The sequence below is a fragment of the Streptomyces parvulus genome (genome assembly GCF_014648855.1).
GTDB lineage: Bacteria > Actinomycetota > Actinomycetes > Streptomycetales > Streptomycetaceae > Streptomyces > Streptomyces parvulus.
Map to the genome: position 1 here is coordinate 93,044 of NZ_BMRX01000012.1, position 15,653 is coordinate 108,696.

13 protein-coding genes are annotated in these 15,653 nt (G+C 72.8%); 10 read left to right on the forward strand and 3 right to left on the reverse strand.

The window, feature by feature from the left end:
• Positions 1-11 precede the first annotated feature (11 nt).
• Positions 12-1,100: a branched-chain amino acid aminotransferase gene (locus tag IE108_RS24110; protein ID WP_064729984.1), complete on the forward strand. Its 1,089-nt coding sequence runs from the start codon at positions 12-14 to the stop codon at positions 1,098-1,100.
• Positions 1,101-1,154: 54 nt separating this feature from the next.
• Here the strand turns inward: IE108_RS24110 and IE108_RS24115 are convergent, their stop codons facing one another.
• Entirely contained in the window at positions 1,155-2,609 is a 1,455-nt protein-coding gene (locus IE108_RS24115) for a cytosine permease (RefSeq protein WP_064729985.1), read from the reverse strand.
• 144 nt (positions 2,610-2,753) lie between these two features.
• Between IE108_RS24115 and ureA the strand changes: the two genes are divergently transcribed.
• From ureA to IE108_RS24145, 6 genes are all read left to right on the forward strand, one after another.
• A complete protein-coding gene (ureA, locus tag IE108_RS24120; RefSeq protein ID WP_064729986.1) occupies positions 2,754-3,470 on the forward strand; it encodes an urease subunit gamma in 717 nt (238 codons plus the stop codon).
• A complete protein-coding gene (locus tag IE108_RS24125; protein WP_064729987.1) occupies positions 3,467-5,182 on the forward strand; it encodes an urease subunit alpha in 1,716 nt (571 codons plus the stop codon). The genes ureA and IE108_RS24125 overlap by 4 nt, the downstream gene beginning before the upstream one ends.
• 32 nt (positions 5,183-5,214) lie before the next feature.
• Positions 5,215-6,258 carry an agmatine deiminase family protein gene (locus tag IE108_RS24130; protein ID WP_064729988.1) on the forward strand — a complete coding sequence of 348 codons (1,044 nt, stop codon included), beginning with the start codon at positions 5,215-5,217 and terminating at the stop codon, positions 6,256-6,258.
• Positions 6,259-6,267: 9 nt separating this feature from the next.
• Positions 6,268-6,879, forward strand: coding sequence for a TetR/AcrR family transcriptional regulator (locus IE108_RS24135; RefSeq protein ID WP_064729989.1), 612 nt, complete (start codon positions 6,268-6,270; stop codon positions 6,877-6,879).
• 305 nt (positions 6,880-7,184) lie between these two features.
• Positions 7,185-8,789 carry a citramalate synthase gene (gene cimA, locus IE108_RS24140; RefSeq protein WP_064729990.1) on the forward strand — a complete coding sequence of 535 codons (1,605 nt, stop codon included), beginning with the start codon at positions 7,185-7,187 and terminating at the stop codon, positions 8,787-8,789.
• Positions 8,790-8,860: 71 nt separating this feature from the next.
• Positions 8,861-10,210, forward strand: coding sequence for a hypothetical protein (locus tag IE108_RS24145; protein WP_064729991.1), 1,350 nt, complete (start codon positions 8,861-8,863; stop codon positions 10,208-10,210).
• 14 nt (positions 10,211-10,224) lie between these two features.
• Here the strand turns inward: IE108_RS24145 and IE108_RS24150 are convergent, their stop codons facing one another.
• Entirely contained in the window at positions 10,225-11,157 is a 933-nt protein-coding gene (locus tag IE108_RS24150) for a DMT family transporter (RefSeq protein ID WP_064731979.1), read from the reverse strand.
• An 84-nt stretch (positions 11,158-11,241) separates the two neighbouring features.
• On the opposite strand from IE108_RS24150, the gene IE108_RS24155 reads away from it, so the two are divergent.
• Positions 11,242-11,862, forward strand: coding sequence for a TetR/AcrR family transcriptional regulator (locus tag IE108_RS24155; RefSeq protein WP_064729992.1), 621 nt, complete (start codon positions 11,242-11,244; stop codon positions 11,860-11,862).
• A gap of 4 nt (positions 11,863-11,866) precedes the next feature.
• Positions 11,867-12,418 carry a cysteine hydrolase family protein gene (locus IE108_RS24160; protein WP_064729993.1) on the forward strand — a complete coding sequence of 184 codons (552 nt, stop codon included), beginning with the start codon at positions 11,867-11,869 and terminating at the stop codon, positions 12,416-12,418.
• Here the strand turns inward: IE108_RS24160 and IE108_RS24165 are convergent.
• On the reverse strand, positions 12,405-12,962 hold the full coding sequence (locus IE108_RS24165; protein ID WP_064729994.1) for a YceI family protein: 558 nt from the start codon (positions 12,960-12,962) through the stop codon (positions 12,405-12,407). The genes IE108_RS24160 and IE108_RS24165 overlap by 14 nt on opposite strands.
• A 193-nt stretch (positions 12,963-13,155) precedes the next feature.
• On the opposite strand from IE108_RS24165, the gene IE108_RS24170 reads away from it, so the two are divergent.
• A complete protein-coding gene (locus IE108_RS24170) occupies positions 13,156-15,507 on the forward strand; it encodes a polysaccharide lyase 8 family protein (RefSeq protein WP_064731980.1) in 2,352 nt (783 codons plus the stop codon).
• The last annotated feature ends 146 nt before the right edge of the window (positions 15,508-15,653 follow it).

A 15,653-nucleotide genomic window follows, 5' to 3' on the forward strand; every position in this document is an offset into this window, starting at 1 on the left:
GACAACAACCCATGACGACGCCCACGATCGAGCTCAAGCCCTCCGCCAACCCGCTCTCCGACGCGGAGCGGCAGGCGATTCTGGCCAACCCCGGGTTCGGCCGCCACTTCACCGACCACATGGTGACGATCAAGTGGACCGAGGGCCGCGGCTGGCACGACGGTCAGCTCGTCCCGTACGCCCCGCTCTCCCTCGACCCGGCCACCATGGTCCTGCACTACGCGCAGGAGATCTTCGAGGGACTGAAGGCCTACCGCGGGCCCGACGGAAGCGTCGCCACCTTCCGGCCGGAGAAGAACGGCCGCCGCTTCCAGGCCTCCTCCCGCCGCCTCGGCATGCCCGAGCTGCCGGTGGAGACCTTCATCGAGGCGTGCGACGCGCTGGTGCGCCAGGACCAGGACTGGGTCCCGGCGCACGGCGGCGAGGAGTCCCTCTACCTGCGCCCCTTCATGATCGCCACCGAGGTCGGGCTGGGCGTCAAGCCGGCCGGCGAGTACCTCTTCCTGGTCATCGCCTCCCCGGCCGGCGCCTACTTCCCCGGCGGCGTGAAGCCGGTCTCCATCTGGGTCTCCGAGGACCGCGTCCGCGCCGTCCCCGGCGGCATGGGCGACGCCAAGACCGGCGGCAACTACGCGGCGTCGCTGCTCGCCCAGGCCGAGGCGGCGGCCAAGGGCTGCGACCAGGTCTGCTACCTCGACGCGGTCGAGCACCAGTGGGTCGAGGAGCTGGGCGGCATGAACCTGTACTTCGTGTACGGCGACAAGATCGTCACGCCGTCCCTCACCGGTTCCATCCTGGAGGGCGTCACCCGCGACTCCCTGCTCACCGTCGCCCGTGACCTCGGTTACGAGGCGGAGGAGGGCCGGGTCTCGGTCGAGCAGTGGCAGCGCGACTCGGAGAACGGCACCCTCACCGAGGTCTTCGCCTGCGGCACCGCCGCGGTGATCACGCCGGTCGGCACGGTGAAGCGGGCCGGTGCCGAGTGGCAGCAGAGCGGGGGCGAACCCGGTGAGGTGACGCAGCGACTGCGTACGGCGCTGCTGGACATCCAGCGGGGCAAGGCCGAGGACAAGCACGGCTGGATGCACCGGCTGGCCTGAGGCGCCCCGCACGGGGGCGGACCCTGCCGGGGGCTCCGCCCCCGGCACCCGGGCCTAGGCCCGTCCACCACCCGACTCCGTCGGGGAAGAGGCAGCCGTCGCCAGCTCCGTCCCGCTCGCTGCGGGCACGACGGCGCCCGGCGCCGCGATCACGTACACCACCCCGCCCACCAGCCCCGACAGCAGGAAGCTGCAGTCCACCCCGCCGGTCAGGGAGAGCAGCGGGCCCTCGTACGACGGCAGGGACACCGCCAGGAGGCCGACCGCGGCGCCGATCGCCCAGGCGGCCGTCGCGGGGACGTTCCAGCCGGAGCGGTACCAGTAGATCCCGCCCCGTGCGCGGCGGTTGAAGACCTGGAGCGCGTCGGCGTCGTAGACCCCGCCGCAGCGGGCCGCGCCGATCATCGTGATGACGGCCCAGGGCGTGCCGATCGCGGTGAGCAGCAGCACGAAGGACGTCATCGCCGACTGCGCGTCCCAGGCGTAGTGCCCGGCGAACACACAGGCCGTCGCGACGACGGCGACGGTACAGGTGGCGCGGGCGCGGGAGGCGCGCGGCAGGATGGCGTCCAGGTCCAGGCCCATGGAGTAGAGCATCAGGCCCGCGTTGCCCACCGACCCGGCCGAGGCGGCGAGCAGCAGCGGGACCAGGTACCAGGTGGGCGCGGCGTCGACCAGCGGCCCCGCGTAGTCGAGCGCGGCGCGGGCGGCGTACGCCGTGAAGGTGCCGAAGAGCTGCGGCACGAGCAGCCCCAGCATCAGCCCGAGCCACGTGGCGTGCAGCACCCGGCGCGAGGAGAAGCGGGCCGGCGAGATGTAGCGGGTGTAGTCGCCGAGCAGCGTGATGAAGGCGATCGGCCCGGACAGTCCCGCGGCCACGGCACCGAGCAGCCAGGTCGGCCAGAAGCCGCCCAGCAGGTAGCCGCCGGCCTCGGGGAGCGCGGCCGTGGTGAAGTCGGGGGCGTAGGCGATCACGCCGAGGACCAGCAGGGCGGTCATGGCGTAGGCCAGCACCTTCGACATGGCGAGCAGCACCCGGTAGCCGTAGACCGCGCCCGCGACCGTCGCCGCGGCGAGCAGCCCGTAGACCACGGCGTACGCGGCCCCGCCCTGCGGGAGTCCGAAGAGGCGGCCGAGGACGCCCATCATCACGTCGCCGCCGATCCACACGGTCAGCGCCGTGTAGCCGAGGGCCAGCAGCAGTCCGACCACCGAGCCCACCAGCCGTCCGCGCACCCCGAACTGGGCGCCGGACGACGTGGACAGGTTGGTGCCGGTGCGCAGCGAGACCAGCGCGAGGGGTGCCGTGAACAGCGTGCCGACGATCGTGCCCGCCAGCACCGCGCTCACCGAGGCCCACCAGCCCAGGCCGAAGGACGGCGGGAGCCAGCCGAAGACGATCACACCGAGGCAGAGGTTGGAGCCCAGCAGGATCGAGACGAGGTCCCTGGGCCCACTGGTGCGTTCCTCCTCGGGGATGGTGTCGACTCCGCGCTGTTCGATCGGCATGGCTGGTCTCCTTCGACGGCCGCCTGAGGGTTAGAGCGACGTTCAATGTGACGTCTGGCCGCGCTGTCCGTCAATGGTTCCGTTCGAGGAATGCTGTGCTTAGAGTGGTGCTCTAAAGTCTGGATGGCAAGGAGGTGCCGCGTCGTGAGACTGACCCCCACGGAACGTGACCGGCTGCTGCTCTTCGGGGCGGCCCAGCTGGCCCGGGCCCGCCGGGACCGCGGACTCCGGCTGAACGTGCCGGAGGCGACCGCGCTGATCGCCGACACCGTGTGCGAGGCCGCCCGCGACGGCGCGCGTCTCGCCGAGGCGCTGGAGCGGGCCCGGTCCGTGCTCGGCCCGGACGACGTGCTGCCCGGCGTCGCCGACGTGGTCACCGAGGTGCACGTGGAGGCCGTCTTCGACGACGGCTCCCGGCTCGCGGTCGTCTCCGACCCGATCGGCGGCGGGGGACTGGGCCCGGCCGGCCCGGGAGCCCTGCTGCCGGGGCCCGACCACGCCGAGCCCGAGGCCGCGCTCCGGCTGCCGGTGACCAACACGGCGACCGTGCCGGTCTCCGTGACCTCCCACTTCCACTTCTTCGAGGCCAACCCGCGCCTGGACTTCGACCGCGAGCGGGCCTACGGCATGCGTCTGGCGGTCCCCGCCGGATCCTCGGTCCGCTTCGGACCCGGCGAGAGCGCCGAGGTCGGCCTGGTGCCCATCGGCGGGCGGCGGATCGCCATCGGGTTCGCCGGACTGGTCGACGGGCCGCTGGACGCGCCGGGCGCCAAGGAGGAGGCCCTGCGGCGGGCGGCGGCCTGCGGATACCTGGGCGTGCCCCCCGTAGCAGACGGATCACCGGAAGGAGGCGCGCGATGAGCCGCTCCAAGGGACGCGAGATCAGCGAGTCGATCCACATCGACCCCTACGCCTACGCCGCCACCCACGGCCCCCGGGCCGGCGACCGGGTGCGCCTCGGCGACTCGGGTCTGGTGATCCGCGTCGAGTCCGACGCCCAGCTCCAGGGCGACGAGTTCCTCGCCGGGTTCGGCAAGACCGCGCGCGACGGGCTCCACCTCAAGGCCGCCGCGGTGCGCGAGACCTGCGACGTCGTCATCAGCAACGTCGTGGTGATCGACGCCGTGCAGGGCATCCGCAAGGTGTCGATCGGCATCCGCGAGGGCCGCATCCACGCCATCGGCCGGGCCGGGAACCCGGACACCCTCGACGGCGTCGACGTCGTCGTCGGCACGGGCACCTCCATCGTCTCCGGCGAGGGCCTGATCGCCACCGCCGGAGCCGTCGACACCCATGTCCACCTGCTCTCCCCGCGGATCATGGAGGCCTCGCTCGCCTCCGGCGTGACCACGATCATCGGCCAGGAGTTCGGGCCGGTCTGGGGCGTCGGCGTCAACTCGCCCTGGGCGCTGAAGCACGCGTTCTCCGCCTTCGACGCCTGGCCGGTCAACATCGGCTTCCTGGGCCGCGGTTCGTCGTCCCACGAGGCGCCCCTGATCGAGGCCCTGGCCGAGGGCGGCGCGTCCGGCTTCAAGGTGCACGAGGACATGGGCGCCCACACCCGCGCCCTGGACACCGCCCTGCGCGTCGCCGAGGAGCACGACGTCCAGGTCGCCCTGCACAGCGACGGCCTGAACGAGTGCCTCTCCGTCGAGGACACCCTCCGCGTCCTGGAGGGCCGCACCATCCACGCCTTCCACATCGAGGGCTGCGGCGGCGGACACGTCCCCAACGTGCTGAAGATGGCCGGCGTCCCCAACGTGATCGGCTCCTCCACCAACCCCACCCTGCCGTTCGGCCGGGACGCGGTGGCCGAGCACTACGGCATGATCGTCTCCGTCCACGACCTCAAGACCGAGCTGCCGGGCGACGCCGCCATGGCCCGCGACCGCATCCGCGAGGGGACCATGGGTGCCGAGGACGTGCTGCACGACCTGGGCGCCATCGGCATCACCTCCTCCGACGCGCAGGGCATGGGCCGGGCCGGCGAGACGGTCCGCCGGACCTTCGCGATGGCCGGCAAGATGAAGGCCGAGTTCGGCGCCCCCGACGACGACAACGACAACGAGCGCGTGCTGCGCTACATGGCGAAGCTGACCGTCAACCCCGCCATCGCCCACGGACTCGCCCACGAGGTCGGCTCCATCGAGGTCGGCAAGCTGGCCGACATCGTGCTGTGGCGCCCGGAGTACTTCGGCGCCAAGCCCCAGCTCGTCCTCAAGTCGGGCTTCCCGGCGTACGGCGTGGTCGGCGACCCGAACGCGGCCACCGACACCTGCGAACCCCTCGTCCTCGGCCCGCAGTTCGGCGCGCACGGCGCCACGCCCGCCGAGATCTCCGTCGCCTTCGTCGCCCAGGCCGCCGTGGACCAGGGCCACGACACGATGCCCACCCGCCGCCGCCGGGTCGCCGTGCGCGGCACCCGCGGCATCGGCCCGGCCGACCTGCGCCTGAACTCCCGTACCGGGCAGGTCGACGTCGACCGGCGAACCGGCCTGGTCACCCTGGACGGCGACCCGCTGCGCTCCGAACCGGCCGACTCCGTCTCCCTCAACCGCCTCTACTTCCTGTGAACCCGCCTCGACGCCCCGTGAAGGTACCCGCCATGACCCCTGCCGCCGACGGCTTCCGCATGCCCGCCGAGTGGACCCCGCACGAGCGCACCTGGATGGCCTGGCCGGGCCCCAACCCCACCTTCGAGGACCCCGGCGACCTGGCCGCCGCGCACATCGCCTGGGCCGGCGTGGCCCGCGCCGTCCGCCGCTTCGAACCGGTGACGGTCGTGTGCGGCCCGGGCCGGTCCGCCGAGGCCCGCGCGCTGCTGGGCGAGGGCATCGACACCGTCGAGCGGGAGCTGGACGACGCCTGGATGCGGGACATCGGTCCCACCTTCCTCACCGGCCCCGACGGACTCGCGGCCGTCGACTGGACCTTCAACGGCTGGGGCGCCCAGGAGTGGGCCCGCTGGGAGCACGACGCGAAGATCGGCGCGCACGTCGCCGACCTCGCCGGCGCTCGGACGTACGCGTCGCCGCTCGTCAACGAGGGCGGCGGCATCCACGTCGACGGCGAGGGCACCGTGCTGCTCACCGAGACCGTGCAGCTCGGGCCCGAACGCAACCCCGGCTGGACCAGGGAGCGGGTCGAGGCCGAGATCCACGCGCACCTCGGCACCAGCAAGGCGATCTGGCTGCCCCGCGGACTCAGCGGCGACTACCCGCCGAACGGCTTCGGCACCCTCGGCCACGTCGACATCGTCGCCGCCTTCGCCGCGCCGGGCGTCGTCGTCGCCCACCACCAGCCCGACCCGGCCCACCCCGACCACGAGGTGACCAAGGAGGCCATCGGCGTCCTGCGCGCCGCCACCGACGCCCGGGGCCGCCGCCTGGAGGTCGTCGAGGTGCCCGCCCCGACCGTCCTGGAGGCCGACGGCCACTGGGCCGACTACTCCTACATCAACCACTACCTCTGCAACGGCGGCGTCGTCCTGTGCGCCTTCGACGACCCGCGCGACGAGATCGCGGCCGGCATCCTCCGCCGCCTGCACCCGCGGCGGACGGTGACCCTGGTGGACGCGCGTACGATCTTCGCGGGGGGCGGGGGCATCCACTGCATCACGCAGCAGCAGCCGAGGATCCAGACGACCTAGGAGCGGGACATGGCCGGTGGTGGGCGCAGACAGGCGCCGCCGCGCGAGGACGTGCTCGCCGCCGCCATGGAGATGATCGCCGAGCGCGGCCTGGAGAAGCTGACCATGGCCGCCCTCGGCCGTGAGGTCGGCATGAGCAGCGGCCACCTCCTCTACTACTTCCGCTCCAAGGACGAACTGCTGCTGCGCACCCTGGAGTGGAGCGAGGGCCGCCTCGGCGTCGAGCGCGGCCGGCTGCTCACCCGGCCCGGCACCGCCCGCGAACGCCTCCAGGAGTACGTCGACCTCTACGTCCCCGACGGCCACCGCGACCCGCACTGGACGCTGTGGCTGGAGGTGTGGAACCGCTCGCAGGGCGCCGCCGACGAGTCCGACGCCCGCGACCGGCAGGCCGCGATCGAGGGCGCCTGGCACCGCGACCTGGTCGCCCTGCTCGCCGAGGGCGTCTCGCGCGGCGAGTTCCGCCCCGTCGACCCCGACCGGTTCGCCGCGCGGCTGCGGGCCCTGCTGGACGGACTCGCCATCCACGTGGCGATCGGCCTGCGCGGGACCGACCGGGCGCAGGTCCTCGCCCACGCGCGGGAGTTCCTGGCGGACTGCCTCCTTCTCACGGACGTCTGACCAGGGCACCGCTCGCATCCTGAGACGCCCGGTGAGCGGGTGGACGGAATGTGCCAGACTGCCCCCGTGCTCTCGTTCGCCATGATTATTGGCAGCAGGCGCGCCGGTCCGCAGTGACCGCCACGTACGACCAGGTACGGGCGGACACCGTCGTCCTCGACCCGCGCGCAGACCTCTCGCACCCGCGAGGGGTTTTTCTTTTTCCCGGCCCACCCCAAGCCGGGAAGAGAGCGCGAGGGATCATAGACGGACGGTGGAACCGGTCATTCCGGTAGACCGAGATCCCATACAGGAGCCTTCAGATCATGACCGCACCCAGCGAACTCGACGATTCGTTCCACGTCTTCGACACCACCCTGCGCGACGGCGCGCAGCGCGAGGGCATCAACCTCACGGTCGCGGACAAGCTGGCCATCGCACGGCACCTGGACGACTTCGGCGTGGGCTTCATCGAGGGCGGCTGGCCCGGCGCCAACCCGCGGGACACCGAGTTCTTCGCCCGCGCCCGGCAGGAGATCGACTTCCGGCACGCACGGCTCGTGGCCTTCGGCGCCACCCGCCGCCCCGGCGCCCGGGCCGCGGAGGACCACCAGGTCAGGGCGCTCCTGGAGTCCGGCGCCGAGGTGATCACCCTGGTCGCCAAGTCCCACGACCGGCACGTGGAACTGGCCCTGCGCACCACGCTGGACGAGAACCTGGCGATGGTGGCCGACACCGTCTCCCACCTGAAGGCCGAGGGCCGCCGGGTCTTCGTCGACTGCGAGCACTTCTTCGACGGCTACCGCGCCAACCCCGAGTACGCGAAGGCCGTCGTCCGCACCGCCTCCGAGGCGGGCGCCGACGTCGTCATCCTGTGCGACACCAACGGCGGCATGCTCCCGGCGCAGATCCAGGCCGTGGTCGCCACGGTGCTGGCCGACACCGGCGCCCGGCTCGGCATCCACGCCCAGGACGACACCGGCTGCGCGGTCGCCAACACCCTGGCCGCCGTCGACGCGGGGGCGACCCACGTCCAGTGCACGGCCAACGGCTACGGCGAGCGCGTCGGCAACGCCAACCTGTTCCCGGTGGTGGCCGCGCTGGAGCTGAAGTACGGCAAGCGGGTGCTGCCCGAGGGCCGGCTGCGCGAGATGACCCGGATCTCGCACGCCATCGCCGAGGTCGTGAACCTCACCCCCTCCACCCACCAGCCCTACGTCGGCGTCTCCGCCTTCGCGCACAAGGCCGGCCTGCACGCCTCCGCGATCAAGGTCGACCCCGACCTCTACCAGCACATCGACCCCGAGCTGGTCGGCAACACCATGCGGATGCTGGTCTCCGACATGGCCGGCCGCGCCTCCATCGAGCTGAAGGGCAAGGAGCTCGGCGTCGACCTCGGCGGCGACCGCGAACTGGTCGGCCGCGTCGTCGAGCGGGTCAAGGAGCGCGAGCTGGCCGGCTACACCTACGAGGCCGCCGACGCCAGCTTCGAGCTGCTGCTGCGCGCCGAGGCCGAGGGCAGGCCGCTCAAGTACTTCGAGGTCGAGTCCTGGCGCGCGATCACCGAGGACCGCCCCGACGGCAGCCACGCCAACGAGGCCACGGTCAAGCTCTGGGCCAAGGGCGAGCGCATCGTCGCCACCGCCGAGGGCAACGGTCCGGTCAACGCCCTGGACCGGTCCCTGCGCGTGGCGCTGGAGAAGCTCTACCCGGAGCTGGCCAAGCTGGACCTGGTCGACTACAAGGTCCGCATCCTGGAGGGCGTGCACGGCACCCAGTCCACGACCCGGGTCCTCATCTCCACCAGCGACGGCACGGGGGAGTGGGCCACGGTGGGCGTCGGGGAGAACGTCATCGCCGCCTCCTGGCAGGCCCTGGAGGACGCCTACACCTACGGGCTGCTGCGGGCCGGGGTGACGCCGCCGGCGTGAGGCGGGCCGCCCGGCGGTTTCCCGGCCCGCACTTATGTCTCATTGAGGTGTGTTCGGGTACTTTCGAAGGTATGAAGGACGTTCGCGCACGTGTCCTCATACGCCTCCTGATCGCGCCGGTCGTCGCCGCGCTGGCGGTGCTGCTGGCCGGTGCGCCCGGCGCGCAGGCCGCCACCGACGTATCCGAGATTGGGGCGGCCCTGCGGGAGAGCCCGGTGTACGTGGACCCGGCCGCCTCCGACCTGCTCTCCAAGGCGGACGCCGACGCCCTCGCCGACAAGATCGAGGACGCCGGCGAACCGGTCTTCGTGGCCGTCCTCCCGGCCGACTACCCGACGGACGACCTGTTCCGGAACCTGCGCACCGAGACCGGCATCACCGGTCTGTACGGCGTCCGCCTCGGCGACCGCTTCGACGCCCGCGCCGACAGCAGCGTGCTGAGCCGCCAGGGCGTGGGCAACCTGGTCACCGCCGCGCAGGGCGCGGGAGACACCAAGGCCCAGCTCAACGACTTCGTCGACGACGCGCTGCGCAGCGTGCGCGGCTCGGCGCCCTCCTCCTGGGACTCCGGGAACGCCGGCGTGCCGACCGGCGCCCTGATCACCGCGGGCGCGGTCGTCGCGGCCGGCGGCGCGGGCGCCTACGCGATCGCCCGGCGCAACCGGCTGCGCCGCGAGGAGGAGCAGCGGGCGGCGCTGGAGAAGCTGCGCGTGGTGGTCGACGAGGACATCACCGCCTACGGCGAGGAACTGGACCGTCTGGACTTCCACCCCGGCGAACCGGGCGCCGACGACGCGATGCGCGCGGACTACGAACACGGCCTGGACGCCTACGAGCAGGCCAAGACGTTCATGGGCAACGCCCGCAAACCCGAGGACGTGCGGGCGGTCACCCAGGCGCTGGAGGACGGCCGCTTCTCGCTGGCGCGGCTCGCGGCCCGGCGCGAGGGCAGGCCGCTGCCCGACCGGCGCCCGCCGTGCTTCTTCGACCCCCGGCACGGACCGTCCGTCGCCGACGCCACCTGGACCCCGCCGGGCGGTGCCACCCGCGAGGTGCCCGTCTGCGCGGCCGACCGGGCCCGGCTCTCCGACGGCCTGGACCCGATGGTCCGCGAGGTCGACACCGACCAGGGCCGCCGCCCCTACTGGGACGCGGGCCCGGCGTACGGCCCCTGGGCGGGAGGCTACTTCGGCGGCGGCATCCTGCCCGGCCTGCTGGTCGGCACCCTGCTGGGCAGCATGATGGCCGGCCCCGCCTACGGCGCCGGGTACGGCGACGGCTACGGCGACTTCGGCGGCCACCAGGGCGGCGACGTCTCGGGCGGCGACTTCGACCCCGGCGACTTCGGGGGCGGGTTCGGCGGCGGGGACTTCGGCGGTGGCGGCGGCTTCGGCGGCGGGGACTTCGGCGGCGGGTTCTGAGCGGGGGACGGCGGTCACCGGGAGGGGATCCGCTCCTCCTCGGGTGACGGGCGGGAGCGGTCGGGCACTGGGGCCGGCGCCGGTTTCGCCCCGCGCCGCACGACGACCACCGCCAAGACGCCGACCGCCAGGCCCACGGCCGTCTGCGGACCGAAGTGCTCGCCGAACATCAGGGCGCCCCACACGGCGGTCACCGGCGCCATGAGGAACATCAGGGTGTTGACCTCGGTGACCCCGGACCGGCGCATGATCAGCCAGTACAGCCCGTAGCCGCCGAACGTCGGCAGCACCACCAGCCACGCCGTGGCCAGCCAGAACGACGTGTCGGCGGGAGGCGCGGCGGCCCCGGACCCGAAGGCCAGCGCGGTGAAGAGGACGGCGCTGGTCACGCAGTGGATCGTCAGCGCGGCCCGGGGCGCGACCGGAGCGGGGGAGCGCCCCTCCAGGAAAGTCGCCGCCACCAGCGACAGCATGCCGAGGAAGGGCACGAGATAGGCCCACCACGCCACCTCGGCGCCCGCCGCCGCGGCGTCGGCCGTCGTCACCGTGGCGACGCCGGCCAGGCCCAGCCACAGCCCGAGCCACTGCCGGCGGGAGACGTACTGCCGCAGCAGGGGACCCGCGAGCGCGCCCGCCACCAGCGGCTGCACGCCGTCGATGAGGGCGGTGGTGCCGGAGGAGACGCCGAGCTGGATGGCGTAGTAGACGCTGAGCAGGTAGCCGCTCTGCGACAGGGCGCCGACCGCGACCTGGCGGCCCGCCTCCCGGCGGGTGAGCCCGCGCCACGCCGGGCGGGAGACGGCCGCGACCGCGATCAGGACCGCCGCGAGCGGCACGAAGCGCCACATCAGGAGCGTCGTCGCGTCCGCCGTCCCCGCGCCGAGCTTGGCGCCGATGAAACCCGAGCTCCAGCACAGGACGAACGCGACCGAGAGCAGGGCGTTCACGGAGAACCCCACCTTCCCTCGCTAGTAGACAGATCGGTTTACTCGTTCCGGGTGTCCACTATACAGATCTGTATACTTCTGCTCATGGAGTCTGTGCAGCAGCCGCACCGCGTCCGCATGACGCCCGGTGCGCGACGAGTTCTGGCGGCGGCCGAGCGGCTGTTCTACGAGCGGGGCATCCACGCCGTGGGCGTGGACCTCATCGCCGCGGAGGCCGGGGTCACCAAGAAGACGCTCTACGACCGGTTCGGCTCGAAGGAGCAGATCGTCGTCGAGTACCTGGCCGGGCGGGACGAGCGCTGGCGCGAGCGGCTCGCCGGTCACCTGGAGGCCGTCGCGGGACGGGGCCCGGACGCGCGGATCGTGGCGGTCTTCGAGGCCTCGCGTGCGTGGGCGCTGGAGTACGGCCGCAAGGGGTGCAGCATGATCAACGCGAACGCCGAGATCGGCGACCCGTCCCACCCGGCCCATCCGGTGATCACGGGGCAGAAGCGCTGGATGCTCGACCTCTTCACCGGCCTCGCCCGGGAGATCGAACCGGCCGGCGCGGACGGCCTCGCGCGCACGCTGATGCTGCTGCACGAGGGGGCGCTGGTCGCGCACGGCGTGGGGGTCTTCCCTGACCCGTTCGGCCAGGCCCTGGAGCAGGTGCGGCACCTGCTGGGAAATGGGGCGGCGGCCACCGGGGGCGCGTCGCTACGGTGAGCCCATGCCGCCCAGAAGCGCACTCCTCGTCATCGACATGCAGAACGCCACGGTCGCCCTCGCGCACCGGGCCGCCGAGACGGTCGCCGCGATCGCCGGGCTGAGCGCCCGCGCCCGCGCCGCCGGAGTGCCGGTGGTGGTGGTCAGGCAGCGGGACGAGAGCATGGTCCCCGGCACCGAGGGCTGGCAGGTCGTGCCCGAACTGACGCCGCTGGAAGGTGACTTGGTCGTGGACAAGACCACCCCCGACAGCTTTCTGGACACCGGGCTCGACGCGCTCCTGACGGAGCTCGGAGTCACCGAGGTGATCGTGACCGGGTTCGCCACCGAGATCTGCGTGGACACGACGGCACGGCAGGCACTGAGCCGGGGGTACGACCTGGTCGTCGTCGCCGACGGGCACACCACGTCGGTGCGGACCGCCGAGGACGACGGCGACCTCATGCCGGCGGACCGTTCCGTGGCCCAGTACAACGCCCTCTACCGGTCGATCGGCTGGCCCGGCAGGCGTGTCCGCCTCCGGGCCGCCGCCGACGTGGAACTCAGCCCTGCTTGATCGCCGAGATGTCGAAGTTCAGCTTGATCTTGTCGGAGACCAGGACGCCGCCCGTCTCCAGGGCCGCGTTCCAGGTGAGCCCCCACTCCGAGCGCTTGATGTCGGCCTTGCCCTCGAAGCCGACGCGCTCGTTGCCGAACGGGTCCTTGGCCGCGCCGTTGAACTCCAGGTCGATCGTGAGCGGCTTGGTGGTGCCGAGGATCGTCAGGTCGCCGGTGATGCGGTAGTCGTCACCGCCGAGGGACTCCGCGCGGGTGGAGCGGAAGGTCATCTTCGGGAACTCGTCCGTCTTGAAGAAGTCCGAGCTCTTCAGGTGGCCGTCCCGGTCCGGGGAGCCGGTGTCGATGCTCTCCATCGTGACGTCCAGCGACGCCGTCGAGCGGCTCGGGTCGGCGCCGTCGAGGTGCAGCGTCCCGCTGAAGTCGAGGAACTTGCCCTTGATGTTGGTGACCATCGCGTGGCGCGCGGTGAAGCCGATCGTCGTGTGGGCGGGGTCGATGGTGTACTCGCCGGTCAGGGTGGCGAGGTCGGGAGTGGTGGTCATGGTCGCGTCCTCCGGGGTCTCGGTACGTGATCTCGGTGCTTGATGTTGAACGTTCAACCAACTCAACGGTGACGACTCTAGTCCTATTCCGTTCAACCTTCAACGGGTGGGTGAGTCGCCGTACCGGCACCGGGAATTCACCGGAACGGCCGAACGGACGTAGCGCCCCCGGCGGCGGGGAAAGGTCATGGGCATGACCCCCACGTGGCCGCACACCCCCCGGACCGGCGGCGGACCGACCCGCCGCTCCCTCCTCCTGACGGCCGCCGCGGCCGCCGCGCTGCCCCCCGTGCTCGGCACGCCCGCCGCGGCCGCCGCCGACCCCTACGACACCCTCCGCCGGCGCTGGCTCGACATCGCCCTCGGCACCGGCTACGACCCGGCCGCCGAGCCCTACGCCTCCCGCCTCGCCGAGACCGGCGAGCGCGCCCGCGAACACCGCTCCAGCATGGCCCCCACCCCCACGTCCCTGTGGCCCGGCCACCCCTTCGACCCGCCCGCGGGCATCACCTTCGCCTATGGCCGCCTGTGGACGATGACCGAGGCGTACGTGCAGCAGGGCACCGGCTCCACCGGCGACCCCGCGCTCCTCGCCGACATCCTGCGCGGCCTCGACCACCTGTCGGCCACCGTCTACCACCCCGGCACCACCCGCTACGGCAACTGGTGGGAGTGGCAGATCGGCAGCCCCCGCCTGCTGACCGACATCACCGCCGCCCTCCACGACCACCTGGGCGCCGCCCGCGTCGCCGCCGCCTGCGCCGCCGTCGACCACTTCATCCCCGACGCGATGCTCCGCGACTACTCCGGCACCTCCACCGGCGCCAACCGCGTCGACCTCTGCCGCTCGGTCGCCCTGCGCGGCATCCTGGGCCGCGCGCCCGAGAAGATCGCCCTGGCCCGCGACGCCCTCTCGCCGGTCTTCCCGTACGTCACCGAGGGCGACGGCCTCTACGCCGACGGCTCCTTCGTGCAGCACACCTGGGTCGCCTATTCGGGCACCTACGGCCAGGTCATGCTGGACGGGCTCGGGCGGCTGTTCACCCTGCTGGCCGGCTCGGAGTGGGAGGTGACCGACCCGGGCAGGCAGATCGTCCTGGACAGCGTCGAGCACGCCTACGCCCCCCTGATCCACGACGGACTGGTCATGGACGCCGTCAACGGCCGCGCCATCAGCCGCGGTTACCTCACCGGCGACGACCTGCACGTCATGCGCAGCGACCACTTCCACGGCCAGCAGATCATCGCCGCGACGGCCGTCCTCGCGGGCGGTGCGAGCGAGGCCGAGCGCGCTCGCTGGCACGCCCGGATCAAGGGCTGGATCGAACGGGACACCGTCACCCCGATCCTCACGGCACCCCAGTTCCCGGTCGCCGACCTGGCCCGGCTGCACGCCATCGCCGACGCCCCCGTCGCCGCCGCGCCCGAGCCGACCGGGCACCGCCTCTTCGCCGCCATGGACCGCGCCGTGCACCGGCGCCCCGCCTTCACCGCGAGCCTCGCCATGGCCAGCGACCGCATCTCCTCCTACGAGTGCGGCAACGGCGAGAACCCGCGCGGCTGGCACACCGGTGCGGGCATGCTCGCCTGGTGGGCCGGCGGGACCCGGTCCGACCAGTACACGGACTGGTACTGGCCGACCGTCGACTGGTACCGGCTGCCCGGCACCACCGTCTCCACCAAGCGCCTGGCCGACCGGGCGGGCGGCGAGTGGGGCGCGCCCAAGCCCGCCGTGCGCTGGGTCGGCGGCACCACCGACGGCGAGTTCGCGGCCGTGGGCCAGCACGTCAAGGGCCTCGGCTCGACCCTGGAGGCCCGCAAGTCCTGGTTCTTCCTCGACGACGAGGTGGTCTGCCTCGGCGCCGGCATCACCTGCGCCGACGGCGTGCCGGTCGAGACGGTCGTCGACAACCGCAATCTGGGGGAGGGCGGCACCCAGGCCCTCTCGCGGGGCGGGGACTGGGCCCACCTGGAGGGCCACGGCGGGTGGATCGTGCCCGGCGGCGGCCTGCGGACCCTGCGCGAGGACCGTACCGGCGCCTGGTCGGACATCAACAGCACCAGCACCACCGAGCGCCGCACCCGCCGCTGGCAGACCCTGTGGCTGGACCACGGCACCGACCCCGCCGACGCCGGCTACGTCTACGTCCTCATGCCCGGCGCCTCGAAGGCGGCCGTCGCCCGTCGCGCCGCCGACCACCGCCGGGTGCGGATCCTCGCCAACGACGACCGGCAGCAGGCGATCACCGTCCCCCCGCTCGGCCTCACCGCCGCGAACTTCTGGCGGGCCGGCACGGTGGGCCCGCTCACCGCGACCGCCGGGGCCAGTGTGCTGGTCCGCCGCACGGGCCGTACCGCTACCCTCTGCGTGAGCGAACCGTCGCGCACCGGAGCGCCCCTGGAGATCGTCTGGGACCACCCGGTACGCGCCGCAGTGCGCACCGACGAGACGGTCGAGGTCCTCGGCACCGGCCGCCGTCTGCGCCTTCGCGTCACCCCAGGGGTGGTAAGCGCGACGCATGAATGTGAGGTGACTCTCAGCTGACGGCTTTGTGCGACCCCTACAAGGGGGAGGCCCTCTGAGCAGTCGAAACGGCTGCATCTCGCGGGGGTTCTGTTCGGTGCTACCAGGAAAACACGCCGGAGACTGTACGGAGTCGACGGCTCGCATTCCTCGGTCGGCTTCGTAGA